The organism is Flavobacterium sp. (genome assembly GCF_031422135.1).
GTDB lineage: Bacteria > Bacteroidota > Bacteroidia > Flavobacteriales > Flavobacteriaceae > Flavobacterium.
The window spans coordinates 1-14,211 of the sequence record NZ_JANOQD010000062.1; the positions used below are offsets into that span (position 1 = coordinate 1).

General features: G+C 31.7%; 18 protein-coding genes. 13 read left to right on the forward strand and 5 right to left on the reverse strand.

Features of this window, described 5'->3' with window-relative positions:
• Window positions 1-155: 155 nt before the first annotated feature.
• On the reverse strand, window positions 156-1,502 hold the full coding sequence (locus RMO70_RS08505; RefSeq protein ID WP_310556002.1) for a serine hydrolase: 1,347 nt from the start codon (window positions 1,500-1,502) through the stop codon (window positions 156-158).
• A 169-nt stretch (window positions 1,503-1,671) separates the two neighbouring features.
• On the opposite strand from RMO70_RS08505, the gene RMO70_RS08510 reads away from it, so the two are divergent.
• From RMO70_RS08510 to frr, 10 genes are all read left to right on the forward strand, one after another.
• A complete protein-coding gene (locus RMO70_RS08510; protein WP_310556003.1) occupies window positions 1,672-2,892 on the forward strand; it encodes a cysteine desulfurase in 1,221 nt (406 codons plus the stop codon).
• Window positions 2,893-3,023: 131 nt separating this feature from the next.
• The gene (locus RMO70_RS08515; RefSeq protein WP_310556004.1) at window positions 3,024-3,548 is read left to right on the forward strand and encodes a hypothetical protein; all 525 of its coding nucleotides are present in this window, start codon (window positions 3,024-3,026) and stop codon (window positions 3,546-3,548) included.
• The gene (locus RMO70_RS08520) at window positions 3,548-3,967 is read left to right on the forward strand and encodes a SufE family protein (protein ID WP_310556005.1); all 420 of its coding nucleotides are present in this window, start codon (window positions 3,548-3,550) and stop codon (window positions 3,965-3,967) included. Before RMO70_RS08515 ends, RMO70_RS08520 begins: the two co-directional genes overlap by 1 nt.
• A gap of 3 nt (window positions 3,968-3,970) precedes the next feature.
• The gene (locus RMO70_RS08525; RefSeq protein ID WP_310556006.1) at window positions 3,971-4,294 is read left to right on the forward strand and encodes an SUF system Fe-S cluster assembly protein; all 324 of its coding nucleotides are present in this window, start codon (window positions 3,971-3,973) and stop codon (window positions 4,292-4,294) included.
• Between the two features lie 8 nt (window positions 4,295-4,302).
• Complete coding sequence (locus RMO70_RS08530; protein ID WP_310556007.1) at window positions 4,303-4,806, forward strand: DUF2480 family protein; 504 nt, start codon at window positions 4,303-4,305, stop codon at window positions 4,804-4,806.
• A gap of 141 nt (window positions 4,807-4,947) precedes the next feature.
• Complete coding sequence (locus RMO70_RS08535) at window positions 4,948-5,850, forward strand: DUF3078 domain-containing protein (protein ID WP_310556008.1); 903 nt, start codon at window positions 4,948-4,950, stop codon at window positions 5,848-5,850.
• A gap of 286 nt (window positions 5,851-6,136) precedes the next feature.
• Window positions 6,137-6,523 carry a CZB domain-containing protein gene (locus RMO70_RS08540; RefSeq protein WP_310556009.1) on the forward strand — a complete coding sequence of 129 codons (387 nt, stop codon included), beginning with the start codon at window positions 6,137-6,139 and terminating at the stop codon, window positions 6,521-6,523.
• Window positions 6,524-7,107: 584 nt separating this feature from the next.
• A complete protein-coding gene (locus RMO70_RS08545) occupies window positions 7,108-7,758 on the forward strand; it encodes a queuosine precursor transporter (RefSeq protein WP_310556010.1) in 651 nt (216 codons plus the stop codon).
• Window positions 7,759-7,823: 65 nt separating this feature from the next.
• Window positions 7,824-8,531 carry a UMP kinase gene (pyrH, locus tag RMO70_RS08550; protein WP_310556011.1) on the forward strand — a complete coding sequence of 236 codons (708 nt, stop codon included), beginning with the start codon at window positions 7,824-7,826 and terminating at the stop codon, window positions 8,529-8,531.
• A 121-nt stretch (window positions 8,532-8,652) separates the two neighbouring features.
• Window positions 8,653-9,216 carry a ribosome recycling factor gene (gene frr, locus RMO70_RS08555; protein WP_310556012.1) on the forward strand — a complete coding sequence of 188 codons (564 nt, stop codon included), beginning with the start codon at window positions 8,653-8,655 and terminating at the stop codon, window positions 9,214-9,216.
• Between the two features lie 26 nt (window positions 9,217-9,242).
• Here frr and RMO70_RS08560 read toward each other — a convergent pair whose 3' ends face one another.
• Together RMO70_RS08560 and RMO70_RS08565 are read right to left on the reverse strand one after the other, a co-directional pair.
• On the reverse strand, window positions 9,243-9,962 hold the full coding sequence (locus tag RMO70_RS08560; protein ID WP_310556013.1) for a response regulator transcription factor: 720 nt from the start codon (window positions 9,960-9,962) through the stop codon (window positions 9,243-9,245).
• A 5-nt stretch (window positions 9,963-9,967) separates the two neighbouring features.
• Window positions 9,968-11,014, reverse strand: a complete 1,047-nt coding sequence (locus tag RMO70_RS08565) for a histidine kinase (RefSeq protein WP_310556014.1) — start codon at window positions 11,012-11,014, stop codon at window positions 9,968-9,970.
• Between the two features lie 256 nt (window positions 11,015-11,270).
• On the opposite strand from RMO70_RS08565, the gene RMO70_RS08570 reads away from it, so the two are divergent.
• Entirely contained in the window at window positions 11,271-11,828 is a 558-nt protein-coding gene (locus RMO70_RS08570) for a hypothetical protein (protein ID WP_310556015.1), read from the forward strand.
• A 59-nt stretch (window positions 11,829-11,887) separates the two neighbouring features.
• Window positions 11,888-12,268, forward strand: coding sequence for a DoxX family protein (locus tag RMO70_RS08575; protein WP_310556016.1), 381 nt, complete (start codon window positions 11,888-11,890; stop codon window positions 12,266-12,268).
• A gap of 67 nt (window positions 12,269-12,335) precedes the next feature.
• Here RMO70_RS08575 and RMO70_RS08580 read toward each other — a convergent pair whose 3' ends face one another.
• Complete coding sequence (locus tag RMO70_RS08580) at window positions 12,336-13,079, reverse strand: hypothetical protein (protein WP_310556017.1); 744 nt, start codon at window positions 13,077-13,079, stop codon at window positions 12,336-12,338.
• An 86-nt stretch (window positions 13,080-13,165) separates the two neighbouring features.
• Between RMO70_RS08580 and RMO70_RS08585 the strand changes: the two genes are divergently transcribed.
• On the forward strand, window positions 13,166-13,966 hold the full coding sequence (locus tag RMO70_RS08585) for a DNA/RNA non-specific endonuclease (RefSeq protein WP_310556018.1): 801 nt from the start codon (window positions 13,166-13,168) through the stop codon (window positions 13,964-13,966).
• Window positions 13,967-13,974: 8 nt separating this feature from the next.
• Here the strand turns inward: RMO70_RS08585 and RMO70_RS08590 are convergent, their stop codons facing one another.
• Window positions 13,975-14,211, reverse strand: coding sequence for a helix-turn-helix transcriptional regulator (locus RMO70_RS08590; RefSeq protein ID WP_310556019.1), 237 nt, complete (start codon window positions 14,209-14,211; stop codon window positions 13,975-13,977).

Here is a 14,211-nt window from a genome sequence, read left to right on the forward strand (position 1 = left end):
AACTCGTAAATATACGCAACTGCTAAAAACGCAGTTTTCTCATTTACAGCTTTTTATAACAATCTATTTAAAAAACGCAATGCGTTTTTTAAATAGATTTTGATTTCAAATCCAAATATATATAAATTTTCCTGCTTAATAGTATCTAACTTTTTTTATTTTTTAATACTACCCAAAATTCCCTTCAACATCCCATTAAAATCAAACTCACCTTCTTCTTTGAGCCCCATTCTAACTATTACCATATCTAAAGAAGGTATAATATACACCATTTGCCCCTGAAAACCATTGGCAGAATACAAATCCTTAGGAGCATCAGGATATCTTCCGCCAGCATTCAGCCAAAAGTGTCCACCATAAATTCCGTTAGAATCATTAGTTGGTGTGGATACATATTTTGCCCAACTTTCGTCAAAAATTTGATCCCCATTCCAGTTGCCTTTGTGCAAATAAAGCAAGCCAAATTTTGACCAATCCCTAGTGGTTGCCCAGCCATACGAGGAGCCAATATAATTCCCAGACATATCTTGCTCCACAATCATCGAGTGCATACCTATTTTGTCAATAAGAGAACTGTACCAAAAATCCAAGTATTCTTGGTGTGTTTTGAACTGATTTCTCAAAATTCCTGATAATAAATTTGTAGTTCCAGAAGAATAATTCCAAGTATTGTTGGGCTTGCCAACAAGGTTTTTTTCCATTTGTGGCTTTGTCATGTCTTCCGATTGGAAAAGCATTCTAGTAGCATCAGAAATTTTACCATAATCTTCCTCCCATTCCAATCCAGAGTTCATGTGCAACAAGTCGTTAGTAGTAATTTTTTTGCGATCATCATTTTGCCAACTGGCAAATGGAACAGGTTTGTTAATGTCAAAATTTCTTTGTTTTTGAAGAATACCAAAATAGGTTGCAGTAATACTTTTGGTCATAGACCAACCCAAAATTTTAGAATTTTTAGTAAAACCCGTATCGTATTTTTCAGCAATAATTTTGTCTTTATAAATAACCAGTAGCGATCGAGTGCGTTTTTTTATTTCGCCTTTTTTGTCAAAAGCATTTTCGACAGCCGCATTTAGTTTGGTATAATCAATATTGTCAAAAACATACTTTTCTGGTTCTTGATCTCCATAAGGAAAAGCTAGATTATGGTTTGCTGTTGTTCTTTTTGGAACCAAATACGGTTTAGTTGCATCATAATCATCGTTTACTAAAGTAGCGCCCAAACCTTCTCGATATATCGCTTTTCGTTCTTTTAATCCATAAACAGATGATGTGGCAAATCGTTGCGCATCATCAATACTGTTTTTTGCCAAATCAATTAAATCGATGTCATTGTCTGTTTTTTCAATCAATGCCACCGACCGATTGTCAATAAAGTGTCCCGAAGCAATACTTTTTGCCGAAAATCCCGAAATCAAATCCAGTTTTGGATACGTTTCAAAACCATAATAAATGACAGCTGCTAGAGCGACTAAACCAATAAATTTGAAAACCTTTTTCATTTTAAAATATTTTCAAGCAAGTTATAAATTTTTTTGGCACAAATTTTCAATTTTTTTCTTGCATAACATTCATAAAATAGCCGATAAACAAAATATAAAAATTCCTCAATTCGTGGCGTAAACAAATCCAGATTGATTACTTTTGTATTTAGAATTTTTCTAAATAATTATGCTAGACATTCAAAAAATAAGAGCTGATTTCCCAATCCTTTCACAACAAGTCAACGGGAAACCCTTAGTGTATTTCGACAACGGAGCCACTTCGCAAAAACCGCAAATCGTAATTGACTCCATTGTTGATTATTATTCCAGATACAATGCAAACATTCATCGTGGTGTGCACACTTTGAGTCAAATGGCGACGGATGCTTATGAAGAAGCTCGGAACAAAATCCAAAAACATTTTAACGCAAAACAGCCGTTCGAAATTATTTTCACCTCTGGAACAACCGAAAGCATCAATCTCGTGGCCAATGGTTTTGGAGCCTTGTTACAAAAAGACGATGAAATTATAGTTTCTGCGCTGGAACATCACAGTAATATTGTGCCATGGCAAATGTTGTGCGAACGCTCAGGAGCAAAACTCCTCGTAATTCCTATGAATTATGATGGCGAATTGTTGATGGACGAATATGAAAAATTACTTTCAAACAAAACCAAATTAGTGGTGTGCAATCACATTTCAAACGGACTTGGAACCATTAATCCTATTGAATTCATCATCGAAAAAGCACACCAAGTAAATGCAGCGGTTTTGATAGACGGCGCACAAGCCTGTCCCCATTTAAAACCAGATGTTCAAGCCCTAAATGTTGATTTCTATGTCACTTCGGCACATAAAATGTGTGGACCAACCGGCGTTGGAATCCTTTATGGCAAAGAAGAATGGCTCCGAAAATTACCGCCCTACAAAGGAGGTGGCGAAATGATTGCCACGGTAACTTTTGAAAAAACAACCTACGCCGATTTACCACATAAATTTGAAGCAGGAACACCTAATATTTGTGGCGGAATCGCATTTGGAACCGCAATCGATTATATGAATGCTGTAGGATTCGAAAACATTGCCCAACACGAACACGAGTTACTGGAATACGGTACAAAAAAATTGCTGGAAATCGAAAATCTCGAAATTTATGGGACTAAAAACCTGCTTCAAAAAGCATCGGTAATTTCATTTAACATCAAAGGCATTCATCCCTACGACATTGGCACGATTGTCGATAAGTTAGGAATAGCAGTTAGAACGGGGCATCATTGTGCGCAACCCATAATGGATTTTTACAAAATTCCAGGAACCATTCGTGCCAGTTTTGCATTTTATAATACTAAAGAAGAAATTGATATATTTGTAGAAGCAATAAAAAAAGCCAAGATGATGTTGTCTTAATTTTTTTTGGAGCTAATCCTGCTATCCGTTGCAATCTTTTTAAAACTGTCCTACTTCGACAAGCTCAGTAGGACAGTTTTAAAAAGGATTTCCACTACTATCAGGGCTAAAAAACCCTAAAAAAGAACCTTATGAAAACAATTGCAATACTATTTTTAAGCTTATTTTTATCAAAATCCTGTCAATCTAAAAAAGAAATAAGCAATAATTCTTCGCAGGTGACTACAACTCTAGAGCAAGTACAAGAGTTAAAATCCGAACCTGAAACCGAAACAGTGAAAACACAAAAACAAGAAAAAGGAACTTTTATTCAATACGAAGCCTCTACAAGAGGATCGTATCTCAAAATCACAATTTTGAACGAGAAATTAACCCTTTTTAAAGATCGTGATCCAGAAGCAAAAGGAGATTCCAAAACCCTAACTGCTGCTGAAGTTTCTGAACTAGCCACATTGTTAAAAGAATTTAAACCAGAATTATTGCCTACACTAAAATGGCCCACAGAATTGCGCTTCTATGACGGAGCATTGCATGCAAATCTTACCATTGTTGAAAACGGTAATACACACATAACAAAAGGTTTTGACCACGGACATCCGCCAGTTGAAATAGAAAAATTTGTAATCAAATTACTCGCAATAGCAGAAAACAAATAATGACAATACACGAAATACAAGAAGAAATTGTAGACGAGTTCGCCATGTTCGACGATTGGATGCAGCGATACGAATACATTATTGATTTAGGCAAAAATCTGCCACTCATAAAAGAAGAATTCAAAACCGATGAAAATACCATCAAAGGTTGCCAATCTAAAGTGTGGTTGAATGGAGAGCAGTTAGAAGATAAAATAGTTTTCACTGCCGATAGTGATGCCATTTTAACCAAAGGAATAATTGCTATTTTGATTCGCACTTTTTCAAATCAAAATCCAGCAGATATATTAACGGCCAATATGGATTTTATAGACAAAATAGGGCTCAAAGAACACTTATCACCCACTAGAGCCAACGGATTGGTCTCGATGATAAAACAAATAAAAATGTATGCATTAGCATTCAACTCACAAAATTAAGTTATGGAACCAGAAATAGATACAAACGCATTAGGCGAAAAAATAGTCAAAGTTTTAAAAACCATTTACGATCCAGAAATCCCAGTTGATATATACGAACTAGGATTAATATATGATGTAATGGTCAACACGGACTACGAAGTAAAAATATTAATGACACTTACTTCGCCTAACTGCCCTGTGGCTGAAAGTCTTCCAAAAGAAGTAGAAGACAAGGTAAAATCGTTAGAAAGTGTAAAAGATGCCGAAGTTGAAATCACCTTTGATCCACCATGGAGCAAAGATTTAATGAGTGAAGAAGCCAAACTCGAATTGGGAATGCTTTAAGATTTAAAATGGAAGAAATAGTAAACAAAGTTGCAAACAGTGCCTTACTGGTTTTTGATCTGGAAGATTATTATCCTGAAGGGCAACGTTATTCTATTGATATTTCACAATGGCTACTGGAAGGGTATGTACTGCGCGAAAAAGATTTTCGACTACAATTACAACAGAAAGATTGGACAGTATATCAAGATTCTTTTGTTGCATTATATTGTAGTACTGATGCTATTGTGCCTTCTTGGGCATACATATTAGTGACTACACATTTAAACGGTATTGCAAAGAAGGTTTATTTAGGAACAATTCCGCAACTGGAAACTTCAATGTATCAAGAAATTTTAGAAACAATTGATTTTTCAATTTATAAAGACAAATCCACAATTATAAAAGGATGCTCTAAAAAACCAGTTCCACAAGAAGTATATGTTTTAACCACTCAAAAATTATTGCCTTTTTCTAAAAGTATTATGTATGGCGAAGCGTGTTCTGCAGTTCCTCTTTATAAAAGAAAATAGGAATTACTTTAAATCAGGAACGCAAAAGTGTAATTCATCGTTTGTTTTTGCCTTTTATCGAAATAATAACGATCTGTTTTCTTAAAATTTATTTATTTTCATTTTTATTTAACTTTGCTTAAAACCATTAAATAAAATAAAATGAAAAAAATAATTTTAACACTTTCGGTATTGCTTTTTAGCTTTGGTCTACTAGCACAAGCAAACGAAAAAGAATTGCTTGAGAAATCGGCAAAAGCATCAGAAAAAGCAGTCGATACTACAAGTTTAGGATGGAAACGTACAGGGAATATTAGTTTTTTATTCAATCAATCGTCTTTTAATAATGATTGGCTAGGTGGTGGAACATCAAACTTCGCTGGTAATATGGGTATAAACTATGATTTCAATTACAATACGTATACTTCAGTTTGGGATAACAAAATTATTGTAGCTTACGGTTTGACAAAATTAAAAGATCAAAAAACTACAAAATCTGATGATAGACTTGAGTTTACTTCTTTGTATGGAAAAAAAACAGGTCAAGGACACTGGTATTACTCTGGTTTCTTAAATTTCAGAACACAAATGGATTCTGGTTTTCTAACAAACTCAGGGGTTGTAACAAAAATTTCGCATTTTATGTCACCCGCTTATTTGCAAATTGGCCCAGGGATGTTGTGGAAAAAAAGTGACAATCTAAAAGTGAATATTGCTCCTGCAACATCAAGATTTATTCTTGTTCACGATGAGTTCACTAAATTAGGCTCTGCTTTTGGTGTAGAAAAAGGTAAAACAAGCCGTTTTGAATTTGGAGCGGCTCTTAATGGGTATTACAAATTGAATTTAATGGAAAACATTTCAATGGAAAACATTTTGAATCTTTATACAAATTATCTTGAAAAACCACAAAATGTTGATGTTGACTACCAAATGAACTTAGTTATGAAAATTAATAAATACATGTCAGCAAATGTAGCTTTTCAAGCAATTTATGATGACAATGCCATCAAAGCAGTTCAAGTTAGAGAAGTTTTCGGACTTGGAGTTAATTACGGCTTCTAAACACGGTTTATCTTACTTTTATAAAAAATGCTCTACTAGAATTTCCAGCAGCGCATTTTTTTTTGGTAAATAACTGTTAATTAGCGTTTTAATTTTAAATAAAATAAGGTATAATAAATATTTTTTTGTAATCTTTAACTTTATTTATAATTAAATAATCGCTTTTAAACGATTTTATTTGTCTTTAATCGATATTGTATTTTATATTTGCAATCTGATTAAGAATAGCACCTACCATTTCTTAAAATCTAAAAAATTAGTTTTTAAAATTAAATTTAAAAAAATTATGAATACAGTAATGAATTTGGAATTGGTTAAATTATCGCATTTTAATTGGATTACAAAAATTGAGTCATTTGTAGAAGGACAAAAAATTCCGAAAAATGAAGTTGCTATTTCTCATCTCGATTCAGAATTAGGAAAATGGTATTATGCTGTGGAACAAAACAAATACAAGCATTTAAAAGAAGTTCAATTTCTAGAACTTAAATATAAAAAACTGCACACCATAGCCCAATACATTTGGGAATCAAAAATGGCTGGAGATTTTGAATTGGTCAAAATATATTATGCTGATTTTCTTGAAGTAACAAAGCGCATAATCAAATATTTTGAAATTGTTGAAGAAATAATTTTTGAGAAAACAGCTCGAATGCGAGTAGTAAATTTTTAAGTTTGAAGTTAGTTATATCTAGAAAATCTATTGCTTTTGCAGTAGATTTTTTTTTTGCTTTAAAACGATATAGTAGGTTGATTAAAACTTTCTAAATTAATTTAAGTACCCAGTCATTAAGTTGCAATAAATTTAAATCAACCATAGATGAAGATTTTTTTGGACACAGCTTTGAAATTATAAAATTTCTAAAATAGGTGTTGCATATAAGCAATATTACCATTATAACTTGTAACCCGTTGGGTGTAATTATTTATTTTTAAGGTTAATTTATATCGTTTTGTCACACGGAGCTTGTCGAAGTGCCTTCTTTTTTAGTCTTTGCTTCCTTTGTTAGCGCTAGCTAAGCTCAGACTGACATTCTTGCATTATTTGGCTTTGATTTCAAATGGATGTAATCAATTTAAAGTGATTTATTTAATTACACCCAACGGGAAACTTACACTAATTTTTACTACTATTTATCAAGTCATTGATTATAATTTCAAAAAATAAAACGGGTAACTTGAATTAATCATAAAAAAACTACTACTTTTTTAAGACAACTAAAAATAAAATTCTAACTTTGGATAAATAGCAGTAGTATGTTTACAAGCAAAAAAGAACTTATTTTTGTTATTCTATCTGGAATATTTATAACAAATGCTGTAGTCGCGGAGCTTATAGGGGGGAAACTTATTCAAATAGGTCCCTTTGTTATGAGCATTGGTATTTTGCCTTGGCCTATAGTTTTTCTCACCACCGATTTGATTAATGAATATTTTGGCGAGAAGGGAGTAAAAAAATTATCATTTATAACCGCAGGACTTATTGCCTACGCATTTTTTATATTGTTATTTGCAATGAATATTCCAGCTGCTAAAGGAATTAGTCCAGTAAGTGATTCTCAGTTTCAAGCCGTTTTTGGACAAAGTATGTGGATTATTGTGGCGAGTATCATTGCGTTTTTAATATCCCAGCTTATTGATGTGACCGTTTTTTGGTTTTTTAAAAATAGAACAGGAAATACTAAAATTTGGTTGAGAACTACTGGGTCAACCATAATTTCCCAATTTTTCGATTCTTTTATAGTGTTAGGAATCGCATTTTGGTTGCCTGGAAAAATGAATTTTCAAACTTTTGTAACTTCTGCTTTAACCGGTTATAGCTTTAAACTAATCATTGCCATAGGGTTAACCCCGTTAATATATTTAGGACATAGTATTATTAAGAAGCAAATGGCGGATGAAAATTAATATTGCAAATCATTTTTTCATAAACCCATAATATATTTATATTTGCACAACACAACTTCAAAAAAATGAAATACAAAAGAATACTTCTAAAATTGAGTGGCGAAGCATTAATGGGTGAGCGTCAATACGGAATAGATCCAAAACGACTCTCTGAATATGCTGATGAAATTAAACAAATTCACGATTTAGGGGTAGAAATTGCCATTGTAATAGGTGGAGGAAATATTTTTAGAGGAGTTGCTGGAGCAAGTAACGGGATGGATCGTGTGCAAGGAGATTATATGGGAATGCTTGCTACGGTTATAAATGGAATGGCACTACAAGGGGCTTTGGAAGAAAAAGGGATGTTAACCAGATTGCAAACCGCTCTAAAAATCGAAGCTATTGCAGAACCTTATATTAAAAGAAGAGCTGTTAGGCATTTAGAAAAAAACAGAATTGTAATTTTTGGTGCTGGAACTGGAAACCCTTATTTCACTACAGATACGGCAGCGGTTTTGAGAGGGGTAGAAATCAATGCTGATGTTATTTTAAAAGGAACACGTGTTGATGGAATATATTCTGAAGATCCTGAAAAAAATAAAAATGCCATTAAATTTGATTACATTTCATTTGAAGATGTACTCAAAAAAGGCTTAAATGTTATGGATACCACGGCATTTACGCTCAGTCAAGAAAACAAATTACCTATCGTAGTTTTTGATATGAATAAAGAAGGGAATCTTGTAAAAATTTGCAAAGGCGAAAACATAGGGACAATAGTTAATATATAATTCAGACAACTAGACTGTTAGAGTATTAGATTTCTTAGACCATCAAAAAACGAACAATAGTCTAAGAAATCTAAAAAAATCCAAGTCTGACAATCTAAGAAGTCTAACAATTAAAAAAAAAATGACGGAAGAAATAGATTTTATATTGGATAGCGCAAAAGAATCAATGGATAATTCAATAGCGCATTTAGAAAAAGAATTTTTAAATATTCGTGCAGGAAAAGCATCTCCAGCAATGCTTGGTGGTGTTTTTGTTGATTATTATGGTTCGCAAACACCCTTGTCTCAAGTGGCAAATATAAATGTGCCTGATGCAAGAACCATTACCATTCAGCCATACGAAAAAAGTATGCTGCAGCCTATAGAGAAAGCAATTATGATTGCCAATATAGGTTTTAACCCAATGAATAATGGCGATATCATAATAATCAGTGTTCCGCCACTTACCGAAGAAAGAAGAAAAGATTTGGTCAAGCAAGCAAAAGTCGAATCAGAAGATGCAAAAATTGGAATACGTAATGTGCGTAAAGATTCCAACAATGATATTAAGAAATTAGAAAAAGAAGGAACCTCTGAGGATGTTTGTAAAACGGCAGAAGATAGCGTGCAGAAATTGACAGATTCTTATATAAGAAAAATTGAAGAATTACTTGTGGTTAAAGAAGCTGAAATATTAAAAGTATAGGTAGATAATATCTTAAATACTCTTTTCTAATGTTTTGATTTTGATGTAAGATTATCTATGACAGGTTTTTTATAACTCCTTCCAATAGGGATAATCTTACCTGCTATTTCTACACCATTAGTATCAAAAAAGTCAATTTTAGATTTTGCAACAATAAAGGAACGATGAATTCTTATAAAATCTAATTTACTTAATTCTTTTTCTAAATCTGTAATTGTATATCTTGTTTCAAAAGTCTTTGTAACAGTAACAATCTTTATGTTTTCACGTTGGCTTTCAATGTATAAAATACTGTTTAAGTTAATTTTTGCTTTTTTCTTATTGACATTAAAAAACAATACATCGTGATATGGTATTGCGTTTTCAATAGTCAAACTTGAAGGGCTAGTATTACTTTTATTGGCAACCTTATTGACCGCAATAATAAATCGATTAAATTCGATTGGTTTTAATAAATAATCAATCACATTATAATCATAACTTTTTAATGCAAACTCGTGATAAGCCGTTGTGATTATAACCATTGGAGGCGATTCTAATGCACTTAAAAAATCCAAGCCTTTCAGTTTTGGCAAATGAATATCCAAAAAGATTAAATCTATTTGTTGTTCTCTCAAAATTTGTAATGCAGCTATAGCATCGTTGCAGATTACCATTAACTTTAAAAAAGGGACCTGATCAATAAAATTCTTGACCACTTCTACTGCTAGTGGTTCGTCCTCGACAATCATACATTTTATTTTCATACATTTTAATTTAAAAATAATTGAAGTCTGGATTTAAAAACTACTCCCTCTGTTGCTGTATTTAATACAAAACCTGGATACATTAACTCTAGTTGTCTTTTCAAATTTTTTAAACCAATTCCGTCTCTAATTTCGTTTTCAGAAACATACTCAAATGTATTGTCTACTTGAAAAAAAAGTTCGTTATTTTCTACTTTCAGCTGTATTTTTATAAACCCTTTAGAAATGGTTTCACTTGCTCCATGCTTAAATGCATTTTCTACGAATGGAATTAATAATAAGGGTACAATAGTAGCACTATCAGAGTCAATTTTATAATTGAACTCAATTTTCAATCTGTTGTTGTAACGAATTTTTTCTAATTCAATATAATCATTCAGGAACTGAATTTCCTTATTTATAGCTATTCTTGTAGCCTTAGTTTCGTATAACACAAAACGTAATAGTTTCGATAATTTGATTACTACATCAGGAGTTTGGTCTGATTTTTTTATGGCTAAAGCATAAATATTATTTAGTGTATTGAATAAAAAATGAGGATTTATTTGAGCTTTCAAAAAATTTAATTCGGTTTCTAATTTTTCTTTTTCCAGTAATTGTTGTTTCTCTCTAAGTTTTTCACTCACGGAATATTGTTTAAAGGATATGGATGCTACTAGTATAAATACAGTATCCATAAATGAATTTAAAACCCCTTGAAAATCTAAAATTTTTGTATTCTCATTAAATCCGTACACATAAGGAATTATAAAGTTAACAGCTAATAATCTATATATGTATAGAATAAACACTAGAGATAGTAACACATTAAAAGAAAGTTTTAAAAAGGTTATTTTGTGTTGGATGTATTTGTTTAAAAAATAAAAAACAACATATACAATAGGAATTTTAATGGCAAAAACCAATATTGATTCTCCAGCCAATACAATTGTAAAAGCTTCCCAAGTTGAAAACTGTTTGTATTGTCCAAGTACCCATTCAAACTCTGTATATACTTCAAATGATAAATAGGCTAACCAAAACAAAAAATGCCGAACAATTCTTTTTTTCATAAAACAAATATACAATTTGGTATCATTTTTCAGCTTAAACGATACAAACAACCCTTTTTTGTATACCAATGCCTATTTTTACTATTCTTTTTTATTGTTTTTATCTATTTCTAGCTTAAAAACTTCTTTATGTATATTTATCACTGTTGTTGATAGCTATTCGTATGGTTTAAAAAATTGAAATAGTATTTTTATAAAATAATTAACTAAGAACGAAAAAATGTTTTCGTAAAAAATGTATTTAACAATAAAAAAAATGAAAAAATCAATCTTTAAATCAGTACTCGTTTTAACAGCATTTTTACTGTTTTCTTCTTGCAGTAATAGTTCAGACAATCCAGTTGTGCCAATACCAATAATTCCAGTAGCTGGAAATAGTTGGAAAATGAATGATTACAATTTTTCTAGACGTATTTCTACTCAAACTTTGACAAACTATACTAGTGGAAAGCCATTTACCCAAGTTAATGTAGATTCTAACATTTCGACAACTAATAACAATTTCAAGACTTGCAATGTAGTTTTTTGGTTCAATACACATCTTGCTGGAGTGTATTCAGTAAAGTCTAAAAACACAGTAGCGAGTGACGTGGAATTGAATTATATGAATATTCAATGTGTCGTTTACGATCTTGCGGGCAAAGGAGCAATATATGAATCATCTATCGATTCAAATGTTTCAGTTACAGTGGAAGAAGTTAATGGGAAATTGGTGATTACTTGTGCGGATCTAATTACACTAACCAAAACACTTGATGATGGACTTGCAAATGCACCAGAAACAATGACTTTTACGTGTGATAAAGTTTTGTAAAGCTGTTAAAGCCTTAATGGGAATTAAAAAATGTAGTTTACTAATTTAAAATAACAATTTTGAGTTTAATAATCAATAATAAAATAAGTTTTTTATTCAGAGCCTCTATTGCATTTATTTTTCTGTCTCATTCTATAGTTAGAGTAGTTGAAAATACAATACCAGAATTTGCTGGTTTTTTAGCAAGTAAAGCAATTCCGTTTTCCGTTTCAGTGGTTTGGGGAATTACAATTTATGAAATGGGAGGCAGTATTTTACTTTTTTTAGGATATTTTGTAAAATGGATTTCAATAGGTTTTATAGCTTTACTCGTTGTAGGTATTTTTCTGATTCATTTGTCAAATGGCTGGTTTGTTGGCGAACACGGAACAGGTGGTTTGGAATATAGTTTTTTACTAATTATTGTATTGATAGCGATAGTTTTAGAAGAAAAAAATTAAATAAAAAAACTAGCACAGAAATAATTTTCTATGCTAGTTTTTTTATATTTTGAGTAATCTGGAGTTACTACTCTAGTTTCTTTGCTTCTCTCTCTGCTTTTTCAATTCGTTTCTTTTGATCAGCTGCTTTTTCTTTCATTTTGTCTATCTTTTCATTCCATTTTTTAATATCTTGAGGCGATAATTTTCCTTTAGCATTTTGCTTGTTTAATTTTTCAGTGCTTTCTAAAATATCATCTTCAATCCCAACTAATTTTTCTTTAGATTCTATGAAACGTTCTTGAGCTTTATCCGCTTTTTCTTTGGCTTTTTCTGTTGCTGCTTTGGCTTTATCCGCTTTTGCTTCCGATTCTTCTAGTTTTTTTTGCGCCCTTTCCATTCGATCAGCAGCTTTCTCAGAATCTTCTATTCTTTGTTGTTCTTTTTTAATTTTTTCTTCGGCTTCTTTTTCTGCTTTTTTAGCCGTTTTCTCGGAATCTTTTATTCGATCTTGTTCTTTTTTAATTTTTTCCTCGGCTTCTTTTTCTGCTTTTTTAGCCGCTTTCTCGGAATCTTTTATTCGATTTTGTTCTTTCTCGATTTTTTTTCCAGCTTCTTCTTCCGCTTCTTTTTCTGCTTTTTTTGCAGCCTTTTCTTCGGCTATTTTTTGTGCTAAGACCGCTTTGTTGTATTTAGCAATGTTTATGGAATCAGTTTTAGCAGCATTATTTTTTGTTGCAACTGCTGGAGCATCCACAACGACAGTTTCTTGTGCGTTAGAATAAGTAGCTAGTAATAACGAAATGGAGGTGATGATAATTTTTGAATTCATAGTTTTGTTTTTAAATTTTTTACTCAAACAACTAAATTAAGTTGTCTATATTTACCATATAAAATTACAATAATTTGATAATAAATATGAATAATTTTTTTAAAATAGTTTTTTTTGGTGTAACAACGTTTGTTTTTTCAGGTTGCAAGGACCAGAAAACAGAGCAAATCATAAAATCGAATCTTTTAGATACAAGTTCAATTAAGGCAGATCAATTTAACTATTTGCCAACATCGACGACAAGGAATATAATAGCACACCATTTTTATACACTTTCCTATAGTGAGAATCACGAACAAGCGGAATGGGTTGCTTATGAGTTAAAAAAAGAGCATTTAAGCAAAAGCAATTTAGAAAGACCCTATTTTATTGACGATCCTGAAGTGGATTCTGGTTCTGCCAGTTGGAAGAATTACAAACGTTCGGGTTACGACAAAGGGCATTTGTGTCCTGCTGGTGACAGGCGTTTTTCGGAAGTTGCTTTTAACGAAACTTTTTACACCTCAAACATTTCACCACAATTGAATGATTTTAATGCTGGTATTTGGAACAAATTGGAACAGAAAACCAGATATTGGGCCGCAAAATATGATGGAGTTTATGTAGTTACAGGTGGTGTATTGGTAAATAACTTGGAAACCATTGGGGATGAAAACGTTTCGGTGCCTAACTATTTTTATAAAATCCTTCTTGATAATTCTCGTGGCGAATACAAAGTAATTGCGTTTTTAATGCCCCACGAAGATTCTGAAAAACCTTTGAATAAATTTGTAGTATCAGTAGATAAAATCGAACAAATGACAGGAATCGATTTTTTTCCAAAACTACCCAATGACATCGAAACTAAAATTGAAAAAATAGCAGATTATAAAGGGTGGAGTTTTTAGTGTTTTCCTTATTTAATTTCAAAATCAAAAAGTTCTTTAGGTGAAATTCCAAGTGCTTTAGCTAATTTAAAAACAGTGTCAATAGAAGTATTGATCTGTCCCAATTCTATTCTGCTAATTTGAGAATATTCAAACGATGTTAATTCGGATAATTTTTCCATTGATAAGCCTTTAGATTTTCTTATAAATCTTAATCGTTCTCCAAACTGAATAATAGGAACTATTTCTACATCTTTACGCACCAT

Coding starts and splice junctions, on each gene's coding strand:
- RMO70_RS08505 (WP_310556002.1), bottom strand. CDS start 1,502: ATGAAAAAGGTTTTCAAATTTATTGGTTTAGTCGCTCTAGCAGCTGTC.
- RMO70_RS08510 (WP_310556003.1), top strand. CDS start 1,672: ATGCTAGACATTCAAAAAATAAGAGCTGATTTCCCAATCCTTTCACAA.
- RMO70_RS08515 (WP_310556004.1), top strand. CDS start 3,024: ATGAAAACAATTGCAATACTATTTTTAAGCTTATTTTTATCAAAATCC.
- RMO70_RS08520 (WP_310556005.1), top strand. CDS start 3,548: ATGACAATACACGAAATACAAGAAGAAATTGTAGACGAGTTCGCCATG.
- RMO70_RS08525 (WP_310556006.1), top strand. CDS start 3,971: ATGGAACCAGAAATAGATACAAACGCATTAGGCGAAAAAATAGTCAAA.
- RMO70_RS08530 (WP_310556007.1), top strand. CDS start 4,303: ATGGAAGAAATAGTAAACAAAGTTGCAAACAGTGCCTTACTGGTTTTT.
- RMO70_RS08535 (WP_310556008.1), top strand. CDS start 4,948: ATGAAAAAAATAATTTTAACACTTTCGGTATTGCTTTTTAGCTTTGGT.
- RMO70_RS08540 (WP_310556009.1), top strand. CDS start 6,137: ATGAATACAGTAATGAATTTGGAATTGGTTAAATTATCGCATTTTAAT.
- RMO70_RS08545 (WP_310556010.1), top strand. CDS start 7,108: ATGTTTACAAGCAAAAAAGAACTTATTTTTGTTATTCTATCTGGAATA.
- pyrH (WP_310556011.1), top strand. CDS start 7,824: ATGAAATACAAAAGAATACTTCTAAAATTGAGTGGCGAAGCATTAATG.
- frr (WP_310556012.1), top strand. CDS start 8,653: ATGACGGAAGAAATAGATTTTATATTGGATAGCGCAAAAGAATCAATG.
- RMO70_RS08560 (WP_310556013.1), bottom strand. CDS start 9,962: ATGAAAATAAAATGTATGATTGTCGAGGACGAACCACTAGCAGTAGAA.
- RMO70_RS08565 (WP_310556014.1), bottom strand. CDS start 11,014: ATGAAAAAAAGAATTGTTCGGCATTTTTTGTTTTGGTTAGCCTATTTA.
- RMO70_RS08570 (WP_310556015.1), top strand. CDS start 11,271: ATGAAAAAATCAATCTTTAAATCAGTACTCGTTTTAACAGCATTTTTA.
- RMO70_RS08580 (WP_310556017.1), bottom strand. CDS start 13,079: ATGAATTCAAAAATTATCATCACCTCCATTTCGTTATTACTAGCTACT.
- RMO70_RS08585 (WP_310556018.1), top strand. CDS start 13,166: ATGAATAATTTTTTTAAAATAGTTTTTTTTGGTGTAACAACGTTTGTT.
- RMO70_RS08590 (WP_310556019.1), bottom strand. CDS start 14,211: ATGGTGCGTAAAGATGTAGAAATAGTTCCTATTATTCAGTTTGGAGAA.